This is a genomic window from Glaciecola sp. MF2-115 (genome assembly GCF_047250385.1).
Taxonomy (GTDB): Bacteria; Pseudomonadota; Gammaproteobacteria; order Enterobacterales; family Alteromonadaceae; genus Glaciecola.
The window spans coordinates 101,994-126,968 of the sequence record NZ_JBLBVM010000050.1 but is presented as its reverse complement, the minus strand read 5'-3'; the positions used below and the strand labels follow the sequence as shown (position 1 = coordinate 126,968).

Sequence of the window (24,975 nt, the reverse complement as noted above, 5' to 3'; positions counted from 1 at the left end):
AAAATATTGCACTTCAGTGTAAATCTTACACATTTGAGGAGTCAGGCAGCGGTTAGTAAATTTGCTGTTTGACCTCTTTATCGATTACGATGTCTCTATAGCATGTTGCTATAGTTAAGATACATAATAAGGATGTTGATTCATGAAAATTTTACTACTTACTTTAATACTGCTTTTTTCTTTAACTGCAAACGCGCAAGTTGTTACGACTGAAAAAGACAAGCTCGATGAGCTTTTAGATATCATGAAACTGGATGAGACAATGGATCTCATGTTTACTCAAATGCGAGATATGCAAACAGACATGCTTAAAGGCCAAGACATGTCAGCTGAAGAATCTGCAGTTCATAAGGATTACCTAGCTAAACTTAGCGACTTGTTCAAGGCCGAACTAAGCTTTGAAATAATGAGAGAAGAATTTAAGAGAATTTATCGTCAGAACTTCACTGAACAAGAAATTGAAGAGATCCTTGCCTTTTATCGCTCACCTGCAGGCCAATCTGTATTAAGAACAATGCCAGTGGTTATGCAGGAGTCTATGCAGGTTGCTCAGCGTGCCGCTCAAAATTTAATGCCAAAAGTCCAAGCATTGGTAGAGCAACGAAGCAAAGCCTTAAGGGAATTACAGGAAGCGCAATAGACAAATTTGTTTATGTGACGCACAACATGAAGTCTGAGGTCCAGTTGAAAGACCTAGATTGGTTGGTGTAATATTGCACCAAACGGCTTGGAGTAAAAATATGCCTCGACAAAGTGTTACCTTAACTGAAAAAAATGATGAGTGGTTAAAGCTTCAAGTTACTAGTGCTGGCGATTACGCTAATAAAAGTGAATTAATCAATGATTTGGTCAGACGCGCAAGACGCTCAGAATATATTAATCAAAAATTTGACCGAGCAGAAGAAAGTGGTTTTGTTTACCAATCATCTGAAGAAATGCTAAAGGAGTTTAAACAGGGCATCAGAGAGAGTGACTAACTATCGTCTAACTGCAGAGGCTAAAGAAGACCTCCGACGGATATACGTATACGGTTTTAAAGAATTTGGAGAACGGTTCGCGGATGAATATTTCAACAGTTTCTTTGAGGCCTTCGAAAAGATAGCAGCATCTCCCTTATCTTATCAATCGGTTGATCACTTCAGGCAAGGCTATAGAAGATTTCCCCATCGCGCTGATGTTATCTACTACCGTATTAATCAGAACTGGATAGATATCATGGCGATCCTAGGTGGTCAAGATGTGGATATTTGGCTGTAGAGTTTAAAAACTCATTCAGAGCTTATCTCAACGCTTACGAACCGGCTTATACTGCGTTGAACAATAACCTCGACTCACATCAGGACTGCGCAACTTCAGGTGTTTTGTTTTTCGCCCTGACACTCTCGCTCGCCAGTTATTAAAGGTTTTGCGCTTAATGCTCCTGCGCATTAACTCGATTACCTCGGGTTCAGTCACACCAAACAAACGCTCAATCGCTTCGAAAGGCGTACGATCCTCCCACGCCATCTCGATAATGCGCGAGGTTTCTTCTTCATTAAATTGATTCATTTTTCGTTTAAAAAGAGTATTCATGAAAGTATTTACTGGTTTTAAGCCTTTTTGGATTAACACCCCATCGTATTCGCAGGGAAGATAAGCGGTGGATGACGAGTTAGGTTTAAGGTTTATATTCCAAGCGTTTCTCATTCACCATATTCAACAACTCAGCGGCGGCGATAGCGTCGGACATTGCGCGGTGATGGCGTTGCATGTCGATATTAAAATGTCTTGTTAAATTTGCGAGTGAGTATGAAGGTAAGCCTTTAAAGTGTTTTCGCATTTGTTGAACGGTGCATAGCTTTGGTCTGCGGTACTGGCGTTCTAAGCGATTAAATTCTTCTTTAATAAAACCATAATCAAAATTGACGTTGTGAGCGACGAATACGCAGCCTTGAGTGAACTCATCGATGTCATCGGCGACTTCCGCAAACAGAGGCGCATCGGCGACCATGTCATTGTCGATCCCAGTTAAAGAAGTAATGTTCTGTGGGATGCGTCGTTGTGGGTTAACCAAAGATTGCCATTCTGCGACGACAACGCCGCCAACCATCTTCACTATGCCCACTTCGGTAATACGATGATGCTGAGCACGTCCACCGGTGGTTTCGATATCGATGACGGCATAAGGCTGCATTGGGTCTATGGTCCAATGCACATTGGTGATGCGCACATCAAAGCCTAAACTTTGTAGTTTTTGAATACTGAGAAGCTGGTTGCGACGCAATTGATCGCCTTCAGATTTTACTTCTTCGAAGCGCAGTTTGGTGTCTTCTATGAGCATGAGATCGGGAAAGCCATCACTTAGATTTTTCCAGTCTTGGCACATCGCTTTTAGCAAAGATAAGATTGCCTCAAGCTCGCTATGTTGAATCAATAGAGTGAGGCGTTCCAATATGTTTTTGCGCCAACGAAACACAATGTTGCTGTGACCATAGTACTTCGCTGCATTGATAGAGAGCTGTTGGATCAACTTGGCTTTACTTGTCGTACTCCCTAGTCGACCGTCAATCTGCTCCGCTGCCAGTTCATAAAATTGATTGGAGCGAAGCGAAACGGGTACATGATCGAATTCGTTAGTTAAACCTAAGCCTTCCAATTCAAATATTTCGTGCCAAAAGTACAAACCAAACAGCGCACGCCAAAGTTCGTTCTCGGTGCGAAACGCTTGGCAGTTCCGCTGTTCGTAATACGCCACAACGCCTTTTTCAACTGCCCCCTTATGCATTTCATCTATTAGTACGGTTTGGCTATTTTCTCGTAACATGTCGGTAAGTACACTGGTGCGTTTTTTATGGTACTTCCGAGCTAAAAAATCCTCTGCGAACGCTAACAGATCTTCTGAAAGTGGCACTTCGATTATACGCTCTAACTCTGCTTCGACTTCCTCTATCAGACCTAGTTTATAGGCCTCACGCGCCCATTTTTCTTGGGCTTTATCAGTATTAATGGTTTTTAGTAGCGTAGTGGCATGAACTGCATCGTGTTTGAGTAATTCACTGGCCAACAAATATTGAAGTTTTGCATGCAGCTCTTCGGCTTTATGACCAAGTGGATCTGGCATTTTTTCTAATTGAGATAGGATAAAATTCTGTCTCTCTTGCTTTGATAATTCCGACACATCATCAAATAAGGGTAGCTGCAAACGAATATCATTGAGCAAAGAGTGCAACGAAAATGCAGACTTAGCGCTATCAATATCGCTAAACCTCGCCATCACCTGAGCCTGCTCTTTGCGAGTGCGCATCACGCCGAGATCACGCATGGAAAACTGATTCAATTTCGCTTTCAGATTGCCAAAATATAAATACAGGAAATAGGTTGTGTGTGATTCAAACGTGCTTTGCCAGTATGACTTCGCAAGTTTAGTACTGGCGATTTGTTTGCAACTAGCGCCTGACATGAGCATATTGAGAAGTTTGGCTTTAGGCTGAGATTTTTTGTAAGAAAATACGGGGGCTTCTTTTAAGTAAGCAGCATTCAGCTCGTCCATTATTTGAATGATTTCGTCTTTCGTTACTTGCTCGATAAACGCAGGAATACTCTGAACATTAAGTTCCGAAAACCAGCCGCTGTAATATAAGTAATCAAAATTACTTGGAATGTCTTCAATTTCCTCATACTCATATACTGTCGGCTTTACAAAATCGGATTTACGATTGATAAAGCGAACTAACAAACATTGCTGAGGCTTCGACAGTGACATAAAGTTTTGAATGAACTGTTTATCTTCATCGTCTAACAAGCTTTCACAAGGACCAGTCACGAATTTTAAAAACTCATGAAAATGGCTCAAATAATAGAATGTTGGTAAATCGCGCAAAGTGTTTTGCCCTTTTTTTGCATGAATATTATTGGTAGCTAGCCTAAGTCTGTTATCTAAAAGAAAAGTAGCTTTGCTTACTCTCTTAATTAAGCATACTAAATAACTGGTTGCATATACAGTGTTTTGTTATGCTTAGTTACTAAGAAGGCGCATGTTGAATATTTTTATTATCATTCGCTTATTGGTATTTTTTATTGCTTATCTCTTATTGGCAGTCTCTTTGTGGCAATGGCGTCTGATAATATTTCTCAAACTTATTTTTCGTAGCAATATTTTCGGCATTATTTTTTTGGAATTAGTACGTCCAACTTTGCATTCGGCTCGTACAAACATATATAAAATTCGGACCTTCTCGTAATCTTTTGATTAAAGGCAAATAAATGAGTTTGAGCAGTGCTGCAAAATTTGAATGTCCCTACTGTATGGCATACAACGATTTGGAAATTGACGAGGCCAACGATCTTGGCCAAGAGCAAATAGTCGATTGCCAGATTTGTTGTTCGCCTATTGAACTGAGCGTTATCGATAATGGCTTTGGTATCGAGATAATTGCAAAACGAGATGATGATTAAAATGAACACTAATCCGAAACAAGACATGCCTAAGCATTTCAATGCTAGTGATATTGAGCAGATGCCTGAGCGCTTTAGAGCGAATTTCATCAACTCTCTGTCAGGCTTCAAGAGCGGTAATTTGATTGGAACACGTTCCCCAAAATCCAAAGCGGGCGAGACAGGGATTGATAATTTAGCTGTCGTGAGTTCGGTTTTTCACGTTGGTGCACACCCTCCCTTGTTGGGAATGATCATGCGCCCGCATTCAGTTCCCCGTGACACCTTGCAAAACATCAAAGATACTGGCGAATACACCATTAACCATATTTGCGCGTCCATCATCGAAATGGCACATCAAACTTCTGCACGATACGATAGTGAGCTCAGTGAGTTTGAACAAATCGGATTAACGCCGCAACGCACTGAACAAGTGAACGCACCCTACGTGTTGGAAGCGCACATTAAATTGGGCATGCAGGTGCAGGACATTCAATTATTGGCAATAAATCAAACAGAATTGGTGATTGGGCAGGTCGTGGAAGTCATTATTGAACCGCGGTGGGTTGGCAACGATGGTTATGTAGATATTGAAGGAGCAGAATCAATCGCAGTGTCTGGTTTAGACTCTTACCATTCTACGAATCGTTTAGCTCGATTTGGCTATGCTAAGACTAATGAAAAGTTGACTAACATTGCTGTAAGGAAACTTTAGACGACTGTCTTTTTGGCTTTGATTTAGGACAATAACTCAGTCATTCATTTTTATTTTACTAGATAGATCCACTTCCTTTGTGTATAAGTATACATAGAGGTACACACAACCTCTCTGGTCTTATGAGCTCGCCTATTCGGCGAGCTTTCTTTTTTTCAGGCTAGTGTAAAAGAGAATCATTATTATTTTCGTCTTTAAATTAGGATATTCAAAATGAACAATGTTAACCGTCGTGACTTTTTAAAATTATCTGGCTCAACACTCATTGGTTTAACTATTGGCGGCGTTGCATTGCGTGCTAATGCTGCAGAAAAGGTGAGTATGGATGACCCGACAGTAATTGCACTTAAATACGTTCATGAGTCAAAAATAGAAGGTAAAAATTGCGCAAATTGCCTATATGTTAACGGTGGCGAAGGTAACGATTGGCGTCCATGTAAATTGTTTGGCGGCAAACTGGTTGCAGCTAAAGGTTGGTGCTCAGCTTGGCAACCAATGGCTTGAGCAATTCCACTGACAACGTCAATCATGAGAAACTCAACTATGTCGAGTTCGCAGCCCATGATCTAAAAGCGACTTGCGGCTTCTTCCATGCCGCTTTCGCTTGGGATTTTATTTGGTACGGCGAGGACTATGCGTCCTTCAGTAATCAGGGCCTCGACGGTGGGTTTTACAAGGCTGACATGAATACGAGAGTAGAGGACGGAGCAGCGTTGCTTGTACTCTACTCTCGTGATTTAGAATCGACCATGCAAAAAGTAACCGCTGCTGGTGGTAAGGTTTGTAAAGATATCTTTGACTTCCCAGGCGGCAGACGCTTTCACTTCAAAGAGCCTAGTGGCAATGAGTTAGCCGTTTGGTCTGAGCAAAACCCTAAGTTATAATGCGAACCCAAGCTTAAATCACTGCAAAACTGCGAAAACTTACAAGGATTGTTAATGAAGGTCTATGGAAATATCCAATCAGGCAATTGCTACAAAGTAAAAATGGTATAAACACACTTTTTTATGGGAAAACTGAAAACCAATCTCACTGTTTTGCTTTTTTCTATTGCTGTTATTGCCATCGTCACTTTTGCATTAATCAGTTTGTACGATGGGCAAGATAAGGTCCGCCCAATAGGAGCCTCAACTAGCACAATTGCAAGTACAGATGAGTTAATTGATACTTCAATTCCAATAAAGCCAACCAATGTTTCATCGGCCGATACATCCTTATCGCAGGAAGATCTGTCGGCAATTTCCGATATCAGTCGCGAGCACGAATTATGTTTAGCTGAAGCGCGCTCATTGTATGAAGAAGAAAAAGTAGCTAGAGCAAAACTAAACGATTTACTCAACCGAAATAAGTTTAGTACCAGTGAACTCCAGCGCGTTCTGAAGTATTTGGTCGATGCCGGGCTTATCAATTTTCACGACGCAGCTACAGCGATGGATTACTTTTATATTCAGTCTTCGGCAGAGAAATTACCCGCATTTACGGGAAATGAATTGAAAAGTATGTCGCCTGAGCACCCAATAAAATCGATGTTTCTTGAACTACATTCACTTTTAAAGTCGACTGACAAAGCTGGATTACAAGCATTCTGGGAAAAGCTCAATAACAGTGACTTTAGAGGCTTGAGAAATGGCACTGACAAACCGCATAAATTGGGTTCAAGGGCTACTATCATCAGAAGCACTTCCACCATCGACTCACTCGTTTCAGCTTATATTTCACATTATCCAGATCTTGAGTTTAGCCAGTGGATTGCAGAAAATATCTCATTGGACGCTTCAGCCATTGTTGTTGCAATTGAGCAAAAGCTGCCTGATGAACTTATCATTAATATGATGAATAATTCACGTGATAAAAGCTTAGCAGTCGCTAATCACCAAAGGTCGGTATCGACACCCCTTCTAAGTGCTGCAATGAACGACAGAATAGTTTTGCTTGAGCACCTCCTGCAGGCGAACAAGTTTAATCAACCAGTGTTGGCGATTCCACCTAACAATAGATACTTAGCCAAAGCACTACTTCGCCTACAGTCCCCGGAAACAGAAAATCAACTGAGTCAGGAACAGATAAGCATACTGCAATTGTTCTCAAATTATCAGCGACCATTGGTATTTGTTCGCGACCAACTCGGCAAGCGTAGATTACTCGGTTTTCCTTATCTCAACGTTGTTGAAGACGTCGTTGAACAACTTCGAAAGAATAATATCGTTGCCAGAATGCTGTCAAAGTCAAAGTACGCCGATGAATCTGAGCTACCTAATACAGCGCGTTATGAAATGCCAGAATTAGCAAACCGTATCGTCGATTTGAAAGCTGTTAATATTGAAACAGGTGATAGGTGCATCAAACTTAAAAAGCAGCAAAGCCAGTTGATACCTGCATTCGCCGAGGCCAGTGAAGTAGATGAAGTAATTCAAGAAGGCTTGCCCCATCAAGAGGCGATAGCACGATTGAAAGTCATATCGCCTGTGATGGTCGATTTATACTACAAAAATGCGATGACTAAATTACCAGAAGCAGATAAAGCGTTTGTTGAATCAGCCTTGTCTGCAATACAAGAAAATGGTAGCGCAGAAAGTATTCAGTCCACCACTGCGGAATTAGGCCCTCATCAGCAACATCATTTATCCATTGCTCTGTGCGAGGTCATGGGGAGTCTTAGCGTGGAAAAAATCATTCAGTTGGAATTGTTTGTTGATAAGTATGTATCAGCGTTCACTACCTGTTTTTTTGAGAAGGCGGATACAGCAGCGAATGCAGAATTAAGGCGGCATATGAAGTCAAACGATGGCACTCTAAGTCGCATCTATAAAGCGGTGTCGAGGTTCGAATATAGCAAAGCTGCTGAGTTGATGGAGTTCAACTATCCAAGCCATGGCTTTGAACATGGTCGCGATGCGCTTGCATTATTACTCGATCACATTTTAAGTCAGAGTGATGTGAATATTGAGCAGAAAAATATGTTGCTCGAGCAATTGTTAAGTTCTACACCACTGCAAGATATGCATTATCGTCGCCTGCATCGCTTGAAATTAAAATGGCCCATGATGTATCAAGAAATGGTCAGTAAGTTTGAAGAGGTTTCCAAAGCAGAGGATTACCCTATAAGTAGTTATAATAGCTACTAAGCTAGGACTTCGTGGCTATGGGTGAGGCCAAAATGACTGCATTTTCTCAAACACGTCAACTAAAGGTTCGATAGAAATATCCTCAATGTTGCCTAAGGCATAAGCAACAGCTTCTATGGTTGAAAGACCATTATCGACACTAGTTTTGCGAATGCGGTAATTGCCATGCAATGCATGCTCAAAGTGAAAGCTTGGAATGCCTTGTAAATACTCATTACTCAAGTAAATCCGTTTAGCTTTGCGCCAGGTGCCATCAATAAACAATAGAGTGCGCACCTCATGCTGAGGACTGTCTCTGTTGGCTATATAGTTTGGATACTCGGTTTCAAATCCTAAGCTGTCGCCTGAAGGGAAAATTAAGGCAATAGACGCAGGCTCGGTGGTACAAAGCTTGCGCAAGACTGCCATTTTTTGCTCATCATCACTTTGGATAATATCTACATTGCTTAAGCTCAAGGCCGCTAATCGTGCGGTATTCTTCGCATTCTTAAGCTCATTTTTATCTTGAAGAATTAATATTCTTGTATTGTTGTGTACCTTACCCAACGCAGAGCAGACGCAGGTTTTCAAAGGGTAATGGCAGTTGTCGCAAACTGCTCTTTTTGATGCTGCTTTAGTCGACATCGTTGCTTCAGTTTCCTTTCGTTGAAGTCGCTTTTGTGAACACCACTTTTGTTGACATCATTATTGTTGACACCACTGCTGTTGAGAAAGAGGCGCCTTCTTTAAGAATAAATCGTTGTAGAAAGTGACGCTGGCATTTAGGCTATACATATTACATAGCAAATAGTATATCGAATAAAAGAATGAGCGAACAAACCTATTTAAACATTGCGGTTTTGACTATCTCCGATACGCGAGATGAAGCAAGCGATACTTCAGGGCAATACCTAGTGGAAGCTGTCACAAGTGCAGGTCATAACTTAGCGGATAAGAAAATTGTGATTGATGATGTCTATCAAATTCGCGCTATTGCGTCTGATTGGATTGCCAACGAAGACATACATGCAATTATTACAACCGGCGGCACTGGCTTTTCAGGCAGAGACTCTACGCCCGAAGCGATGTCAGTATTGTTTGATAAGCATGTTGAAGGCTTCGGCGAAGTGTTTAGGGCAATATCTTTGCAAGAAATTGGGGTGTCGACGATCCAATCTCGCGCACTAGCAGGTTTAGCGAACAACACAGTGATCTTTTGTGTACCAGGCTCAACCGGCGCCTGCAAAACGGCTTGGAGTAACATTATAGAGAAGCAAATTAACAGTACTTACAAGCCTTGTAATTTTGTAGGGCATTTGACGGAGAAGTGGAGTAAATAACACGCGTCATTTCATCCTTCGATGGAATGACCTGGGATGTTTTGGCAAACGGAATAATTACATACGTCATTCCATCGCAGGATGGAATCTCCTAAAAAGCATGGAAAACGCAATAAAAACAACGTGTTTAGGTACTGTTTTGACTCTGAGTTATATAAAGGATGTTTTGAATTTACTATTAGATTTTGGGGGTTCCATCCTTCGATGGAATGACCTAGGATGTTTCGGCAAACTCAATAATAACATGCGTCATTCCATCGCAGGATGGAATCTCCTAAAAAGCATGGAAAACACAATAGAAACACCGTATTTAGGTACTGTTTTGACTCTGAGTTATATAAAGGGTGTTTTGAATTTACTATTAGATTTTGGGGGTTCCATCCTTCGATGGAATGACCTTGGATATTTCGGCAAACTCAAGCGCGTTTACCATCAATCATTCATAATATAAAAAAGGAAAAACAAAAATGGAATATGTTGCAGAATCTGGCTCCTACTTCGTAGGTTGGGGAACCTTAGCCTTAATTAATGCTGGTTTAGCTCAAGGTAAAGGCCGTGCAGGGTTAAATTGGTTTCTCATATCATTGTTATTAGGGCCTATAGCGACCTTGCTGTTGGTTGTAATGGAAGACATGCGTTCGAACTGAATTAATAATTTTTATTAAAATCGAATCTAAAATATAAGGAAGATAAATTGAAAACCTCACTCATTCTCGTACTCGTTTTATTCTTTGGCACTGCGTCAGCAAACAATAACGAAAAAATTGATAAGTTAGCAGCACCTATATTGGCTTTATTTGATAAAGGTGAATTAGATAACATTGTTACTACCGCTCTTTCGAAAAGTTCTGTTGCTGATTATTTAAGTAAGTCTGATTTACAGCAAACAGACAGCCAATTTTCTGGAAACTTTAAAATAATGGGCGAATTCTTCGGAAGCGACCTGTTATTACAGCAAGGTATTGAAGACGTTTTTATTACACGCTGGTATCTACTCCGATTCAAACGACAGCCTGTGTTGCTGCACATGGAATTCTATAAAGCAGATAAAACATGGCAAGTTCACTCCATTCAAATGGATACAAGTTTAGATGATTACATTGAAAACCGCGGTGAGCTGGTTTTGGGTGAAATAGATAATTTGCAATAGCGGTGGTGTATTTGTCTCTCGGTCATATTTGCCCTTCCGGGCATATTTGTATCCTGGTCATATTTGTATCCTGGTCATAGCTGCTCTCCCGGTCATATTTGCTCTCCCGGTCATATTTGCGTAGGCAAATACCCCCTGAAACATCCTCTAGAATAAACGGCGTTGTGCAGTAATAGAAGCAGATTATTGCCCTCGCAAGAATACCGCACTCTTAGGCGAGCAGCTCTAAGCAAAGGCGATAACGTCCCTACGTCATCATCGCCAAACCACTCAATTTGCAGAATCATTTTTATGTCCTAAACTAAATATGAGCTTATATGTCCTAAACTAAAATTGAATTAATTTGACGGATCAAACAAATGCATAAATTTACATATCTAGTACTGCCATTAGTTGTCATTTTTATTTCCTCCTGCACTTCAAACCGCCTCATCAATCACTCTGAATATAAACTAGCTTCAATGACTAGCGCCAATCCGTTGTCTTTGACTCAGGGCTTTAAGGGCAGTTTGGAAAACGAACAAAAATTTACTTTTACGCTCAATGCGAGTGAAGATCACTTCGTTTTTGGTCAAGTTGATCAGGTCGACGCAAACCTAAAAATAAATGTGAGCGGTCCGTCTGGCGATGATTTGTTTCATGTTGATACCACCCAAATAGGGCCAGAATATTTTTCGTTTGATACTAAGCAAGCTGGTGTTTACGTGATTGAAATTTCCTTAGTGGAGGAAGAATCTCAAACGCCATTTACTTTAGAGTTATTGAGTCTTGAACCCGTCGCAAAGAAGCCTGAAGTTCGTGTAACTCAGTTATTGGCTGAATACGATAATAATCATACGCCTGGTGCGGTTGTTGGCATCATTGAGAATGGCAAGGTCACGTTTGAAAAAAGTGTAGGCATGGCTAATTTAAGCTATGGCATTCCGATGCGCACAGATATGCCCACCAATTTGGGCTCTGTTTCAAAACAATTTACAGCAATGGCTATTTTGTTGTTGGAGAAAGAGAAAAAGCTGAGCCTCGACGACGATATTAGGAAGCACATCCCTGAAATTCCTGATTTAGGCCACACAATTACCATCAAGCACCTATTAAACCACACCAATGGCTTACGTGAGATGTACAACATTTTAGCTATGCGAGGCTATGGTTTTGAAGATTATTTAGATCGCCAAATTGTGATTGAATTGGTGAGAAGACAACCGAAACTGCAGGCTAATCCCGGTGATACCTTTAACTATAATAATACCGCGTTTGCACTACTCACCCACATTGCGGAACGTGTCAGTAAGCAGCCTTATCCGGATTGGATGAGAGAAAACGTTTTCGAGCCTTTGGGCATGGACAATACTTTTGTCAGAAGAGATCCTGGCGATATAATTCCACAAGCCTCACAAGGTTATGAGCTTGACGAGAATGGTTATCGTGAGTCAGGCGATCTTTATGCTGCTTATGGCGCGGGAGGCATATACACGACAGTTGAGGACATAGGCATTTGGATGAAAAACTATGATACCGCGCAACTTGGAGGTAAAAGCCTAATCGAAAAGTTAACTACGCCAACCATATTGAACAATGGGGAAGTAGAAGACTATGGTTTGGGCATTGGAATTAGTGAATACAGAGGACAGAAAGTGTTCCGTCACGGTGGTGCGGATAATGCCCACCGAACAAACTTCATTTATTTTCCTGAGCTTGATAAAGGTATGTTCATCAGCAGTAATAACGCCTATTTCAACGATAAGTCTTATCAAATAATTGACGCCTTTTTCGCAGAGCATTTGGCTGATAAGGAAGAAAAAGAACTTGCCAAAGATGATCAAGTCATTGCTCTTAGTGATGCTCAACTTGAAAAGCTAGTGGGTAATTTTAAATCTGACAAAGTCGGTGCGAACTTTACAGTTCTCAAAGAAGACGGGCAACTTAAACTTAAGTTTGATGAGACTAACATTCTACCTTTACAAGCTATATCGGAATCAAGGTTCATTACTTCAGATGGGCGCTTTGATTTGCAATTTGTTTTGAAGAATAGCCTTGTTACGAATGTGGATGTGACTATTAACAATTCCATTTATGAATTTGTAAAAATCAAGGATTACCAACCTACAATTGAAGACCTGTCTGCATTTCAAGGGGTTTATTATTCGTCGGAATTAGACGTCGTTTACCGCCTGCTCGTTGAAGACGAGAATAAGCTGATGCTTAAGGTTTACGGAAGACCAGCCTTAGCGCTGAAGCCGACGGAACAGGATACTTTCTATGGGGACGGATTCTTTTTCAGCAATATTAAATTCATTCGCGAAGAGTCGGGTAAGGTGAATACGCTTGAAGTCAGCAATGGCCGTACTCAAGGGGTGATGTTTAAGCGGATGTAGCTTTTGCTTGTCGCAGTTTGCTCAATGATGATAGGGCAACACTACCCTAACAGCTAAGCCGCCTTCGTCTCTGTTAAATAAGCCGATGTGGCCATGGTGAGCATCGGTAATTTCGCGGCACAAGGCGAGTCCGAGGCCGCTGCCGGTGGGCTTTGTGGAGTAAAAGGGGATTAAGGCGCTTGCCATGACGGCATCTGAAATCCCTTTTCCTTTGTCCATAACCAAGATGCAGGACTCGGTTTTTCGTTGTTCCAGTGAAATACTCACGTCTTCTGGTTTTGAGCCAGACTCATGGGCATTCTTTAATAAGTTGATCAGCAATTGCTCCAACTGCACGGGATCGGCATAGACCACTTGGCCTTGCTCTGACAAATCAACAAATTCCCATTGTGGTCGAAGTGTTGCTAGCAACTGCGCCCAATCGTTAGCTTGAATTTTGGGTTCGGGCAGTTTTGCAAATTTGCCGTAACCTTGTACGAAGTCACTCAAATGCTTAATGCGTTCATCGATGGTTGAGAAAACCCGCGCCAAACGTTCTTCTTCTAAGTTTTCACTAAGTATTTTTCCGCTATGTAGCATCGAGGAAATTGGTCCTAGGGAATTATTCAATTCATGACTGATAACACGAATAACCTTTTTCCATACGGCCACTTCTTGTCGGCTTAACTCTCGCGTCATCTGCTTCAAAATAAAAAGTGTATGAGATTGATTATTCAGTGAAAACTGACCGGTAGCCATGTGCCATGTTTGCGGCTCATCTGCTTCAGCTACAATTGAAAACAAGCCTTCCTTCCTGCTTTCTATAGCCAGTTCGGCGCCATTTGGTGCAGTATTCAATAAGCTTGTGAGTAACTCGCCATCCACACCTTTAGGGCAGTTAAAAAAGCGTCTAGCGGCAATATTGCTGAATATTACTTGTTGTTGGTCGTTAACAAGAAATAACACTTCAGGAGAGCTTTGAGTGACTTTATCTAGTAAGAGTTCTCGTTGATACAACCAATGTTTTTCTTCACGCAGCTGCAACGCGGTGCTGTTGTAAAGTGAGCAGAGTTGGCCTAGCTCATCGTCATTTTGATAGGATAATGTTGTGGAATACTCACCATCTTTTAGGTTCAGCAGTCCTAACTCCAGTGCTGATAGCCCTTCACGAATATCCTTCAGTAAGAAGCGGGCTAGCAAAACACAAAAAATAATCATGCTAATCGCAATCGTGATTTTGATGCTTAACGACAATGCTTCTAAGAAAAACAGCGGGATTGTGCCTATCGCGCTAATAATAGCGACAACGACAATGATTCTTGGCAGCACCTTTGAAAACATCAGTAGGGGATCTCGTATTTATCTAAACGTCGATAAAGTGCCTGCCTGCTTAAGCCAAAGTGACGAGCAATGCGGGCTATAACGCCTTGATGTTCGCGCATCGCTGCTTCGAGTGCTTCTTTTGTGGGCTCAACAACGCTTGGTTTTGTTGAACCAGCTTGCATTGCGTTGTCGGCTTGCTCATTGAAGGCAAAATCCTCGGCTTCAATGATCCCTGTAGGCTTTAAAACCGCGACCCGTTTGCAGGCATTTTCTAGCTCTCTAACGTTGCCTTGCCAAGTGTGGCTTTTAAGTACGTTCTCGGCGGATAAGCTAAGCTCTCGATTCGGTAAGAAGTGATGAACTAAGGGCATAATGTCATCAAGTCGTTCCGCCATTGCTGGCACTTGCAGTTCAATCACGTTGAGTCGATAGTACAAATCTTCGCGAAACTCACCCGCCGCGATGGCATCGGCCAGGTTACTGTTTGTTGCGGAAATGACTCTGACTTTCGTTTTTATGGTGGCGACTGAGCCGAGGCGTTGAAACTCACCTGTTTGAATTACTCGTAATAATTTAGTTTGACCAGAATACGGAAGGTTACCAATCTCATCTAAGAACAAAGTGCCGCCATTCGCCGCTTCAAACAAGCCAATGCGCTTTTTGTTTGCGCCGGTATAAGCGCCCGCTTCTGCGCCAAATAGCTCGGCTTCTATTAAGTCGGCTGGCAGTGCGCCGCAGTTCACCTTTATGAAAGGCGCATCGGCGAGCTGAGAATTAGCTTGCACGACTTCGGCTATTTTTTCTTTACCGCTACCGTTGGCACCTGTGATCAATACCGCAATGTCTGATTTTGCTACCTGAACTGCGATGTCGACAACCCGTTGCATAGCTGAACTGGCATACACTAAGCCTGCGTTGCTTGCCGCTGTTCTAGAATCTTCGACTGCTGCTTGCTGGCGTTCTAACTTCTCACTCGCTTGATTGGCCTTGCCTAAAGCTACTAAGTTAGTGATGGTGTTAAGGAGTTTTTGGTCATCCCAAGGTTTGGCGATGTAGTCAACGGCGCCAGCTTTTACAAGTTCTATGGCTTGCTCTAAATCGGTCCAAGCAGTGATCAAGATAACGGGTAAATGTGGGTCCAGCTTGCGCAATTGGTAAAACAAGTCTTTACCTTCTTCACCGGATGTTGTGTCACCGGTAAAGTTCATGTCTTGAATGACGAGTGATACGCGTAACTGGTTTGCGTATTGCAGAGCCTGCTCGGGAGAGGTTGTAGTGATAACATCATAGCCGTGGATCTCAAGTAACAACGACAGTGCTTGTAATACTGCCGGCGTGTCATCAACGATTAATATCTTGTCCATTCTTCACTCATTGCTTGATTATTCCTTTGCGGATGCTAGTCACTTGTTATCACAATTCAGGAAAATAAACTCACAGCTAAGAAGCTAATGCTTTTCGCCATGCTTTAGAAACCCTTCTGAGATAACAAGTGCATAAGCCTACCAATTAAGCCGATCAAATACTACGAGTAGCAATACTCGGCGAGATATTCGCTGCTTTAGAGGCGGGCATCACAACCGACAGTAAGCTGGCTATAAAAACACATATCGTTGTCACTAATACATATATCGGATCAAGAGCTGGCATGGAGTAGTTCTCCAGTAACAGCTGCCCCATCAATATCGCGGCAATACCGCCCAATACAATACCAAAGAAACAAATGATGGCATTTTCGACTAAAAAGTAACGCACAATGGCAGACTTTCTAGCACCTAGAGCTCGGCGTGTGCCAATCTGTTTTGTGCGTTTATTGATATTAAACACGGTAAGGCCAAATATACCCAGAGCGGTGATCATAACTAATACGATGATAAGAACAATCAGCATGCGCAGCATTAGGATGTCTGATGAACTCTGATCTTTTTTCCTTTCATCCATACCCTGCAAACCAATAATCACACGTTTACTGTGGTCCTGAATCATCAAATCTTCAATTTGACGCATAATTGCAGCGCGCTGCTCAGGCTCTGTGCGAACGACAATATTTTGGAACATCGAGGCCCCAACAAATGGAATGATGGAAACATTTTCAGGGCGACTATCTTTTAGCCATGGCCCTTTCATTGTGTGTGTAATACCAATGATCTCAAGCGGAGATACGCCAAAATAAACGGTTTGACCAAGCGCGTTACCCTCTGGAAACAGCTCCAAACCTAGTTCCTTGGTGAGTATAATGACTTTCGGAAACACATCGCGGCTGGCGGATACAATGACTTCATCGGCACGAAAGTTCCTGCCTTCAATCAAGGACACGCCAAGGATATCGAGTGCGTTCTCATCCGCCATAAAGTATGCCGAGCGCACATCTTGACCACCTTCACTTGCTGGCTGCAAACCTAAGCCTGTAGCAGAACCACTGCCAGAAACGGGTACTGCATTAAACAAGCCCGCATTCTTTACACCTGGGACGTTGCGTAGCATGGTTTCGGTCTCTTCAAACTTTTGAACAATATCGAGCTCTTTGTCAAAGGTCATGGTAACGAAGCTAAATATCTCTTCTTCAGGGTAACCGCTGTCCTGTGAAAGAAAATCAATTCGATCCTTGGCGATGAAAGCAGCGTTGCTCACGATGGCCGTTGTAATGGCGATTTGAATAAGCAACATAATGGCGCCCGCTTTGGAGCGCAGCAGTGAATTAAATATAGGCTTAATTTCAAACATGGTGGCTCCTATTGGGTTTTTAAGTAAATGGCAGGCTGTGTTTTACACACTAGCCAGGCGGGATAAATGCCAGCAATAATACAGGCGCCAATAGCGATGGTTGGTGCGGCTAAGATCATGCTTAAGTCCATATCTGCTAGTGCTGTGTATTCGCTGCTCGTGACTCGTACTCCCCATAAGCCTAGCTGCGCTATGCCTATGCCAATCAATCCACCGAGTAAGCCAAGCACAGACACTTCGACGATATGTTGTAGGAATATTTGGCGTTTATTCGCGCCCAACGCTCTGCGAACTCCTACTTCCGGCGCTCTGCGTAAAAACTTACCAAGCAATAAACCTAGAATATTCGCCAAGCATACTGCCAAGAACATAAAGCTTAATCCGACTAAGATCTTGTTGTCCTCTGAAACAACGTTGTTGTACTCCATCCATTCATTCACATCTTTTAGATTGAATTCGGGTTTTTCGCGCGTGTATCGACCTTTCGTACCTTGCTCGGTTAAATAAGCAAATAGATAATCACGATATGCTTGCACATCCTTTTGCGTAGGTAATTCGGCCCAAAATTGCACCCAAAACATCTCCGATTGAAGCTGCCCTTCAAAGGTAGTTACGCCCTCATGTTTCCATCCGTTAGTGTTACCGTAGCTCATAAGTTGCATAGGTTCCCATAATGTAATGGGGAAGAAGATAGATTCGGGATCATTGAAAGAACCGTTATTTAAGTCGTAATACTTGACATGAATGTCCCAATTTTTGATTACGCCAACGACAGTAAATATGGCGTCATCGAGGTAGATCTGTTTACCAACGGAGTTTTCACCACCAAATAGTTTGTCATTCAGTGTTTCATCAATCACTAAAACAGATTCTGCGGCTATTTCTTGTCCTAAAGTCCAGGCTGAGCCATAAATGAAATCTAAATCAAACATGGCAAAGAAGTCTTTTCCTGCCGCACGTGCTCCGGATAAGGAGGGCTTCACTTCTTGATTGTTCATATGCACGGTGAATCCGGTGCGAATGGACGCCGTTTTGCGCACTGGTGTGTCCGCATTGTGCAAGTACATTGCATCTTTATAAGTCAGTTGCAAAGGTACGTCATCCGACGTAAACCAGTTATTACCGTCATCGGTTGTGTTCAACTGAACAGCAAACAATTGACTGCTTTTATTTGGAATAGGGTCCATGGACATCATGTGGTAAACCGACAGGCTCGTCATGGTTATGCCGATACCAATCGCAATAGCGAGTATCATAAGGCTAGATACTAACGGTGTCCGCTTTAAACTGCGCCAACTCAAATCTATGTAATGTAAAATCATTTTACACCTCAAGTGCAGTTGGGGCGGCTTGTGCAGCGACTGCATCCATTGTTTTGTTTTGATATAAAGTAAAGTCAGCTAGTTGACCATCAACAACTTGAATATTGCGAGGTGCACGACGCGCTAGTTCTTGGTCATGCGTAACCATGATGATGGTTGAGCCTTCGCGATTAATATCTTCTAATAGTTCCATGACTTGACGTGCCATTAAGCTATCTAAGTTACCGGTAGGTTCATCGGCAAGCAAGAAGCGAGGCTTACCGGCTAAAGCGCGGGCTATGGCAACACGTTGTTGCTGACCACCTGAAAGTTGCTGTGGCAAATGTTTCGCTCTGCTGGCCAATCCGACTTTCTCTAAACATTCTTCGATACGGCGCTTGCGTTCTGATGACTTGATGCCACGGTAACGCAGTGGAACTTCGATGTTCTCATACAAATTCAAGTCGGGAATAAGGTTGAAGCCCTGAAAAATAAAGCCAATTTTTTGATTTCGTAAATCGGCACGCTTGTTATCACTTAGCGAACCTATATTGACATCATCAAGCATGTAATCACCGCTAGAAAAGGGTTCTAGCATACCGGCGATATTCAAAAATGTTGTTTTACCTGAACCTGAAGGACCCGTCACCGCAATAAATTCACCCTCCTCAACTTCAAGATTAAAGTCGCGAAGCGCATGGGTTTGTACCTTTTCCGTTTGATAAACTTTGCTAATATTCTTCATGCTTAACATTGTTATTTTCCTTTCTTATTCTGTCTTGGGTTTATTTGGTAAATGTGTTTTTGAGCAACTTCTTAATTCAGTAAGAAGGAGTCGGTATTTATGTATTCGTCGTAGTTGGAGATAATAATTTCGTCGTCTGGACTTAGGCCGGAAAGTATTTCTACTTCACGCATGCTGGTTGCACCTATTTGAATATTAACTCTCGTAGCGATATCACCTTCAACTTTAAAGGCATAGAAACCGCCTGACTGCATGAAGCTGCCGCGGCGCACTTTCATGACATTGCTCTTACTTTCAAGTAGCACTCGTGCTGAAACTTGTTGGTTCTGGCGTATACCGCTGAGCTGTTGTTGATCGAAGCGCACGCGGGTGGTTACCTGGCGATCTTTCACTTCTGGTGAGATGGCAGACAACTTGCCCATTAGGGTAGTGCCAGCAATTGTAATTTCCGTTTGCATGCCAATGGCTAGGTCGTTGGCATAGCTTTCAGCTACGTTAAGTTCAACTTCATAAGCGCTCAAATCGACAAGCGTCATAAGGGCGTCATTCTTGTTAACTAAAGCACGCGGCTGCACAATCAAGTTGCCCACAACGCCGTTCACTGTTGCGACAATATTTAACTCGCTAATTTTGCGTTCAAGTTCTTCCAATACCAAAGCTTGGCGAGATACGGTGCTTCTTGCGCTTTCTAGCTCGAAGGCTAAACGGTCTTTAGCAATGGCAACTTCTTCTTTGGCGTGCTTTTGTGTCAATGTCGCTCTGGCGAGATCGTCTACTGCTTTTTCGAAGTCTATTTGGCTGATGAGGTTATTTTTCATGGAAGCTTGGGCGCGACGATTCTCACGCTGCGCAGCTTCTAAATCGACTTGGGCAAGATCGAGTTGCTTAGTGAGTTGTAAAGTTTGGCTGCGTGCGTCTAGTTCTTTGCGGGCAAGCTCACCTTTTAGGCGGTCCATTTCTGAAGCCTGTTGTTTTAGCTGGTTCGCAAGTTCAGGGCTGTCGACGGTTGCAACAACTTGGCCAACTACTACTTCATCACCGGCTTTCACATTCAGCGACACGAAGCCTTGTTCGGGGCTATAAATTCTAGGTGCGTTCGCCGCTACAATACGACCGTTGGAAACGATGTCTCGTATAAGATCGCCCATTTCTACACTCGCGATTTGTACTGAAGTACGATCAAACGAACGAGTGACGGAAGATGTACTCATCAATGCTTTGGCAGCAAAGGCAATGACAATGAGAACTAGCGTAACGATGATAGCAATCTTTACTCTATTGGGCTTCGATTCAAGCGCAATATCTTGTGCACTAGTGTCCTTAATCATGATCGACGCTCCATTGGTTTTGCTCAGCCATTAGCGCTTCAACTAAACTCACGATACCGGCAACGACCAGCACGAAAATAGGACTTAATAACAAGTACATGGCTAACAAGTGACACTCCCTTGATGGTGAATAATTTGCATTCACACACTTTCAAATTTATAACGATAGTCTTGTTAGTGCGAGTATTGTGCCAGAAGTTAACTGTTTGAATTATATAGAAATTGACTGTTATTTTTAGCTTGGAAAGCGTCCGCGGACAGTTAAAGTGTCCGCAGCGGACACTTTTTTGTGCTTTAGTTTCTGCGCTTAAGTCTCTGAAAAAACAGGACAATAAGACCAAACACAACACCCCAAAATGTGGCGGCAACGTCGAAGAAGCTTACGCCTGATGCGCTCACCAAAAAGGTGACTAAGGCAGCCTCACGATAGGAAGGCTCAACAAAAGCGCCATGCAGTGAATTGGCGATAGTGCCAAGAAGGGCAATGCCGGCCAATGCTGATATAAATGCCACAGGAAAGCTAGCAAAAAGGGCCACTACGGCTGCACCTAGCAGACCTGCAATAATATTGAAAATCCCTGACGCTATGCCAGCGATATAACGTTTATCTTTGTCTGGATGAGCTTCTTCGCTGGTGCAAATAGCGGCTGTAATCGCGGCTAAGTTAAACGTGAAACCACCAAAGGGGGCTAAGACTAAATTAATGCCACCGACAGTGGTGAGTATGGGGGAAATAGATTGTTTTTCGTAACCACTGGTTTTGAGGACCGCGATACCAGGCAAGTTTTGCGATGTCATGGTAACGATGAACAAAGGAATGCCGATGCCGATGAGTAAATTCAAATCAAATTCTGGGGTAGTCCAAATGGGCGTCGTTAGGCCAAAACTTAGATTCTCCGTAGCTAATTGCCCCTGAAAAATCGTAACAAGCATGCCTACTAACAGCACGCAGACAATCGCATAGCGAGGTAAAATTTGCTTTGTGAATAAGTAAACACCAAGCATTATTGCGACCAAAACAGGGTTGATTTGAAACGACGTGAATATTTGCAAGCCAAACTGAAATAGCACTCCTGCCAGCAACGCAGAGGCGATAGGCAATGGAATATATGAGGTCAGTTTTTGAAACGCGCCAGTCACGCCAACTAATATAGATAAGATAGCGACGAAAATAAAAATACCTGTCGCCTGCTCGATGCTTGCGCCCATTAAACTTGTGGCTAGCAGTGCAGCGCCGGGCGTGGACCACACAATAATAATCGGCCGCTTGTACCAAATAGAAAGCACGATACACCCTATCCCCATGCCGATACCAAGTGCCCAAATCCACGATTCGAGTCTTTCAGGTGACGCACCAGCTGCTTGTCCCGCTTGGAGTACAATTGCCATTGCACTTGCGAAGCCGATCAAGACCGCAATGAACCCCGCCACTGTTGCAGACAAGCTCCAATCTTGAATGATGGCTCTGATATTGGCTGGCTTGTTCTCAGTCTGATCTGCGTTTGTCTGGTTTTCGTTGAGAGGCATAGTGAAGAAATGTTCATATATTCAATTTTGTATAAGGCGTAAAGTAGCATTTATTGGCATAATATGGCGAGCAGTGTGATAGGTTATTTTTTGGGTTATTGCCGTGTTTGTTGTGAGCAAACTAAAAACATATCGAAGGCGATAAAATCGGGAGCCAAGGAACGTAAGATGCAAAATAAAAATGCAACATTCAAAATCAGTTATAAAGTCAGAAAAGCTTCGTTCGTCTGCATTTTTTGTTTCATCTGTACTGTTTCCGCTAATGCTTTTGGTCATGGAAAAGCCCTTAGCTCACATACAGCCCTTAGCTCACAAACAGCCCATAGCGAACAAAAAACAATTAGCTCAACAGAAACCACCAGTACTCACAAAGCTCACAGCCACAATGAAAGTCTTAGCGATCATAAAGCTCATAATTACAAAGAACCTCTCCAACAAAAAACACCGGCCACTGCCACTTATCTAGCTAATGAAGGAATTTTGATTTCAACAGACAAAGTGAAAGTCCTGTTCGACCCTTTCTTTCACAACGACTACAACATATATCAACTCGTGCCTGATGAAACTCTCAAAGCAATCATGAACAATGAAACACCTTACAACGATATCAGCGCCATTTTTGTTAGTCATGCTCACGGCGATCACTTTGCTGAACAAGACATGCTCGACTACATGCTTAAACATAGCGCAGTTGAGCTAGTCGCGCCCGCGCAAGCTATTACGGAAATGCAAGAACTCAGCGGTTTCGAGAAAGTAAAAAGTCGCATCACAAAAATCGAACTAGCATATGAAGAAGCGCCTATTAGCTTTTCCGTCAACGATATCAAGGTTGATGCTGTACGCATACCACACGCAGGCTGGCCTGGCCGTGCAGACGTTAGTAACATTGTTTACCGCGTACGTCTGCCCCACGAAATGGATGGCAACAAAGACGAGTTAACCTTCATACACATGGGCGACGCCGATCCAAACGACAAGCACTTTCGACCACTAAGAACCTTTTGGGAAGCACAGAAAACCACGGTCGCTTTTCCACCTTATTGGTTCTTTCTAACTAATACCGGCAATTACATTTTAGATTATCGCATCAACGCCGAAAAAAGTGTTGGTGTGCATGTGCCGAAACAAGTGCCGGTTCCATTGTTACAGTCGGGAAAGCCCTACTTTTCAAAGCCTGGTGAAGTGATGGAAATTGGTACTGAGGTAAAATAATAGGTAAGACATACAACAAAGGAGCGAATGAAATGATGGATCGTGAAGCTTTTCTTGAAAGTTGCTATCAACAACTATTGGTCATTTTCCAGAAGGCAAAAAAGTACCAGAAAGATGACAAACAAAAATTTCGACTTGAAGGTTATATGCAAGCCGGTAAAGTGATTGGACTCATTTCTAATCAAGACGCACTAAAGGTGATGGAGAAAGCGCACTTTGATGTGTTCAATGAGACCATTGAGGCTAGGCATAAACGCAAGGCAAATCTGCATGAAGCGCTATTGCGGGGCGATGATAGCTACACCAACATTCCGGCTTACGAGCGAAATAAATAGTTATCTTTAAAAGCTCTCTGTGATTAACGCTAAATACACAAATGGAATATGAATTATGAGTAAAAAGTCATGAATTACTTAGCCCATATTCACTTAGCTCATGTGACCAACACGAGTATGCTCGGTAATTTTTTTGGTGATTTTGTTAAGGGTAGTGATTTGTCTCACCTTAACGATGAGCATCAACTCGGCGTAAAACTGCATCGTAAAATAGATAGTTACACCGATGCTCATGATGATGTAAAAGCCTTAAGAGAGATGTTTCCAAAGTCAGTTAGGCGCATGTCCGGCATCGTTATCGATATTTATTTTGACCATCTTCTATGTGCTCATTGGTCGCAATTTACAGATCCAAATTTGGATAAGATACTTGATCGCTTTTACACAGAAGTGCAGCAACACCCCGATACTATTAGTGAACGATTTCAGCAAGTACGGCAGGGTTTATTAAACCATCGATGGCTGTCAGATTATCAAGAGGCAAGGAATTGTAAACGTTCTTTTGAGCAAATAGAGAGGCGTTTAAATAAGCGTATTTTGTTCGCCGACGAAGCGGCTGAATTCATTGCCGATCATGATGTAGAATTACGCGAAAGGTTTCTTAATTTCTATCCAGAGCTTATTGAGTATAGCCAAGCTAAGGCGCGACAACTTGTTGTTTAGGCCTGACGATAATCTGCATTATGAAGTTAAGATTTGTCTGTTAATCACTCCTAGTTAAAAGCAAACAATTAAAAAGGCAGAAATAAATGGAACCCGATTTTTGGCATCGCCGTTGGCAAAAAAACGAGATAGGTTTTCACGAAACTGAAGGGAATGGCTTATTAAAGCAGTATTTCGATAAGTGGGGCTTGCCAAACGCCGCGCATATTTTTGTGCCTCTGTGTGGCAAAACTAAGGATATTGAATGGTTCCTAATGAAGGGATTCTCTGTTGTCGCTATTGAATTGAATGAAGATGCGGTGAAGGCACTGTTTGCTGAGCTTGGCGTCGAACCTAAAATTGAGTCACACGGGCAATTAAAGAAATACTCCGTTGAGAATTTGCTAGTGTATGTGGGCGATTTCTTTCATTTAAAAGCGAATGATATCGCGAATATTGATGGCACCTTTGACCGAGCGGCATTAGTAGCCTTACCCGAACCAATGCGCATTCGATATAGCCAGCATCTGCGCGAAATCACTCACACGAAACAACAATTCTTAGTCACCTTTGATTACGATCAGTCACTGTTCGCCGGCCCTCCATTTAGCGTTACCAATGAGATTGTGAATGAGGTTTACAGCAACTACTACAACATTAACCAACTACATAGAGGCAAAATGGAAGGCGGCTTTCGTGGTGAAGGCGAGATTTACGAGGGCGTTTATTTGCTATCTCAAAAAGCAAAAAAATAATACGTTT

Annotated in this window: 26 protein-coding genes; 16 read left to right on the top strand and 10 right to left on the bottom strand. The window is 42.5% G+C overall.

Annotated features, from left to right (window positions below; all coding sequences use genetic code 11):
• The first annotated feature begins 142 nt into the window (after positions 1–142).
• The 3 genes from ACKLNX_RS09340 to ACKLNX_RS09330 all read left to right on the top strand — a co-directional run bounded on the left by ACKLNX_RS09340 (position 143) and on the right by ACKLNX_RS09330 (position 1,257).
• Positions 143–640: a DUF2059 domain-containing protein gene (locus ACKLNX_RS09340; RefSeq protein ID WP_412972158.1), complete on the top strand. Its 498-nt coding sequence runs from the start codon at positions 143–145 to the stop codon at positions 638–640.
• Positions 641–740: 100 nt separating this feature from the next.
• Positions 741–977, top strand: a complete 237-nt coding sequence (locus ACKLNX_RS09335) for a type II toxin-antitoxin system ParD family antitoxin (protein WP_412972157.1) — start codon at positions 741–743, stop codon at positions 975–977.
• A complete protein-coding gene (locus ACKLNX_RS09330) occupies positions 970–1,257 on the top strand; it encodes a type II toxin-antitoxin system RelE/ParE family toxin (RefSeq protein WP_412972156.1) in 288 nt (95 codons plus the stop codon). The genes ACKLNX_RS09335 and ACKLNX_RS09330 overlap by 8 nt, the downstream gene beginning before the upstream one ends.
• Positions 1,258–1,284: 27 nt before the next feature.
• Here the strand turns inward: ACKLNX_RS09330 and ACKLNX_RS09325 are convergent, their stop codons facing one another.
• Positions 1,285–1,548: a TIGR03643 family protein gene (locus ACKLNX_RS09325; RefSeq protein ID WP_412972155.1), complete on the bottom strand. Its 264-nt coding sequence runs from the start codon at positions 1,546–1,548 to the stop codon at positions 1,285–1,287.
• Positions 1,549–1,657: 109 nt separating this feature from the next.
• A complete protein-coding gene (locus tag ACKLNX_RS09320; RefSeq protein ID WP_412972154.1) occupies positions 1,658–3,859 on the bottom strand; it encodes an exonuclease domain-containing protein in 2,202 nt (733 codons plus the stop codon).
• A 383-nt stretch (positions 3,860–4,242) separates the two neighbouring features.
• On the opposite strand from ACKLNX_RS09320, the gene ACKLNX_RS09315 reads away from it, so the two are divergent.
• From ACKLNX_RS09315 to ACKLNX_RS09295, 5 genes are all read left to right on the top strand, one after another.
• Positions 4,243–4,434, top strand: coding sequence for a CPXCG motif-containing cysteine-rich protein (locus ACKLNX_RS09315; protein ID WP_411695605.1), 192 nt, complete (start codon positions 4,243–4,245; stop codon positions 4,432–4,434).
• A 1-nt stretch (position 4,435) separates the two neighbouring features.
• Positions 4,436–5,128 carry a flavin reductase family protein gene (locus tag ACKLNX_RS09310; protein WP_412972153.1) on the top strand — a complete coding sequence of 231 codons (693 nt, stop codon included), beginning with the start codon at positions 4,436–4,438 and terminating at the stop codon, positions 5,126–5,128.
• A 213-nt stretch (positions 5,129–5,341) separates the two neighbouring features.
• Positions 5,342–5,632 carry a high-potential iron-sulfur protein gene (locus tag ACKLNX_RS09305; protein WP_411695607.1) on the top strand — a complete coding sequence of 97 codons (291 nt, stop codon included), beginning with the start codon at positions 5,342–5,344 and terminating at the stop codon, positions 5,630–5,632.
• Entirely contained in the window at positions 5,629–6,012 is a 384-nt protein-coding gene (locus ACKLNX_RS09300; RefSeq protein WP_412972152.1) for a VOC family protein, read from the top strand. Before ACKLNX_RS09305 ends, ACKLNX_RS09300 begins: the two co-directional genes overlap by 4 nt.
• A 123-nt stretch (positions 6,013–6,135) precedes the next feature.
• On the top strand, positions 6,136–8,253 hold the full coding sequence (locus ACKLNX_RS09295) for a hypothetical protein (protein ID WP_412972151.1): 2,118 nt from the start codon (positions 6,136–6,138) through the stop codon (positions 8,251–8,253).
• A 15-nt stretch (positions 8,254–8,268) separates the two neighbouring features.
• Here the strand turns inward: ACKLNX_RS09295 and ACKLNX_RS09290 are convergent, their stop codons facing one another.
• Entirely contained in the window at positions 8,269–8,877 is a 609-nt protein-coding gene (locus tag ACKLNX_RS09290) for a tRNA-uridine aminocarboxypropyltransferase (protein WP_412972150.1), read from the bottom strand.
• A gap of 182 nt (positions 8,878–9,059) precedes the next feature.
• Between ACKLNX_RS09290 and moaB the strand changes: the two genes are divergently transcribed.
• From moaB to ACKLNX_RS09270, 4 genes are all read left to right on the top strand, one after another.
• On the top strand, positions 9,060–9,572 hold the full coding sequence (moaB, locus tag ACKLNX_RS09285) for a molybdenum cofactor biosynthesis protein B (protein WP_412972149.1): 513 nt from the start codon (positions 9,060–9,062) through the stop codon (positions 9,570–9,572).
• A gap of 467 nt (positions 9,573–10,039) precedes the next feature.
• Complete coding sequence (locus tag ACKLNX_RS09280; RefSeq protein WP_411695613.1) at positions 10,040–10,219, top strand: antitermination protein NusB; 180 nt, start codon at positions 10,040–10,042, stop codon at positions 10,217–10,219.
• A 47-nt stretch (positions 10,220–10,266) separates the two neighbouring features.
• Positions 10,267–10,722, top strand: coding sequence for a hypothetical protein (locus tag ACKLNX_RS09275; protein WP_411695614.1), 456 nt, complete (start codon positions 10,267–10,269; stop codon positions 10,720–10,722).
• A gap of 359 nt (positions 10,723–11,081) precedes the next feature.
• Positions 11,082–13,097, top strand: a complete 2,016-nt coding sequence (locus ACKLNX_RS09270; RefSeq protein ID WP_412972148.1) for a serine hydrolase domain-containing protein — start codon at positions 11,082–11,084, stop codon at positions 13,095–13,097.
• A 21-nt stretch (positions 13,098–13,118) separates the two neighbouring features.
• Here ACKLNX_RS09270 and ACKLNX_RS09265 read toward each other — a convergent pair whose 3' ends face one another.
• From ACKLNX_RS09265 to ACKLNX_RS09235, 7 genes are all read right to left on the bottom strand, one after another.
• Positions 13,119–14,417: a sensor histidine kinase gene (locus tag ACKLNX_RS09265; RefSeq protein ID WP_412972147.1), complete on the bottom strand. Its 1,299-nt coding sequence runs from the start codon at positions 14,415–14,417 to the stop codon at positions 13,119–13,121.
• Positions 14,417–15,763 (bottom strand): sigma-54-dependent transcriptional regulator, encoded by a 1,347-nt coding sequence (locus ACKLNX_RS09260; RefSeq protein WP_412972146.1) that lies wholly within the window; start codon positions 15,761–15,763, stop codon positions 14,417–14,419. Before ACKLNX_RS09260 ends, ACKLNX_RS09265 begins: the two co-directional genes overlap by 1 nt.
• Positions 15,764–15,917: 154 nt before the next feature.
• Positions 15,918–17,123, bottom strand: a complete 1,206-nt coding sequence (locus tag ACKLNX_RS09255) for an ABC transporter permease (protein ID WP_412972145.1) — start codon at positions 17,121–17,123, stop codon at positions 15,918–15,920.
• 8 nt (positions 17,124–17,131) lie between these two features.
• Positions 17,132–18,445, bottom strand: a complete 1,314-nt coding sequence (locus ACKLNX_RS09250) for an ABC transporter permease (protein WP_412972144.1) — start codon at positions 18,443–18,445, stop codon at positions 17,132–17,134.
• Between the two features lies 1 nt (position 18,446).
• The gene (locus ACKLNX_RS09245; RefSeq protein WP_411695620.1) at positions 18,447–19,178 is read right to left on the bottom strand and encodes an ABC transporter ATP-binding protein; all 732 of its coding nucleotides are present in this window, start codon (positions 19,176–19,178) and stop codon (positions 18,447–18,449) included.
• 62 nt (positions 19,179–19,240) lie between these two features.
• Positions 19,241–20,497 (bottom strand): efflux RND transporter periplasmic adaptor subunit, encoded by a 1,257-nt coding sequence (locus ACKLNX_RS09240; RefSeq protein ID WP_412972143.1) that lies wholly within the window; start codon positions 20,495–20,497, stop codon positions 19,241–19,243.
• Positions 20,498–20,791: 294 nt separating this feature from the next.
• Positions 20,792–22,024, bottom strand: coding sequence for a benzoate/H(+) symporter BenE family transporter (locus ACKLNX_RS09235; RefSeq protein ID WP_412972142.1), 1,233 nt, complete (start codon positions 22,022–22,024; stop codon positions 20,792–20,794).
• A gap of 168 nt (positions 22,025–22,192) precedes the next feature.
• Between ACKLNX_RS09235 and ACKLNX_RS09230 the strand changes: the two genes are divergently transcribed.
• The 4 genes from ACKLNX_RS09230 to tmpT all read left to right on the top strand — a co-directional run bounded on the left by ACKLNX_RS09230 (position 22,193) and on the right by tmpT (position 24,968).
• Positions 22,193–23,236: an MBL fold metallo-hydrolase gene (locus ACKLNX_RS09230; protein WP_412972141.1), complete on the top strand. Its 1,044-nt coding sequence runs from the start codon at positions 22,193–22,195 to the stop codon at positions 23,234–23,236.
• Between the two features lie 32 nt (positions 23,237–23,268).
• Entirely contained in the window at positions 23,269–23,571 is a 303-nt protein-coding gene (locus ACKLNX_RS09225; RefSeq protein ID WP_411695624.1) for a hypothetical protein, read from the top strand.
• A 69-nt stretch (positions 23,572–23,640) separates the two neighbouring features.
• Positions 23,641–24,234: an ACP phosphodiesterase gene (locus tag ACKLNX_RS09220; protein WP_412972140.1), complete on the top strand. Its 594-nt coding sequence runs from the start codon at positions 23,641–23,643 to the stop codon at positions 24,232–24,234.
• A gap of 86 nt (positions 24,235–24,320) precedes the next feature.
• A complete protein-coding gene (gene tmpT / locus ACKLNX_RS09215; RefSeq protein WP_412972139.1) occupies positions 24,321–24,968 on the top strand; it encodes a thiopurine S-methyltransferase in 648 nt (215 codons plus the stop codon).
• Positions 24,969–24,975: the final 7 nt, after the last annotated feature.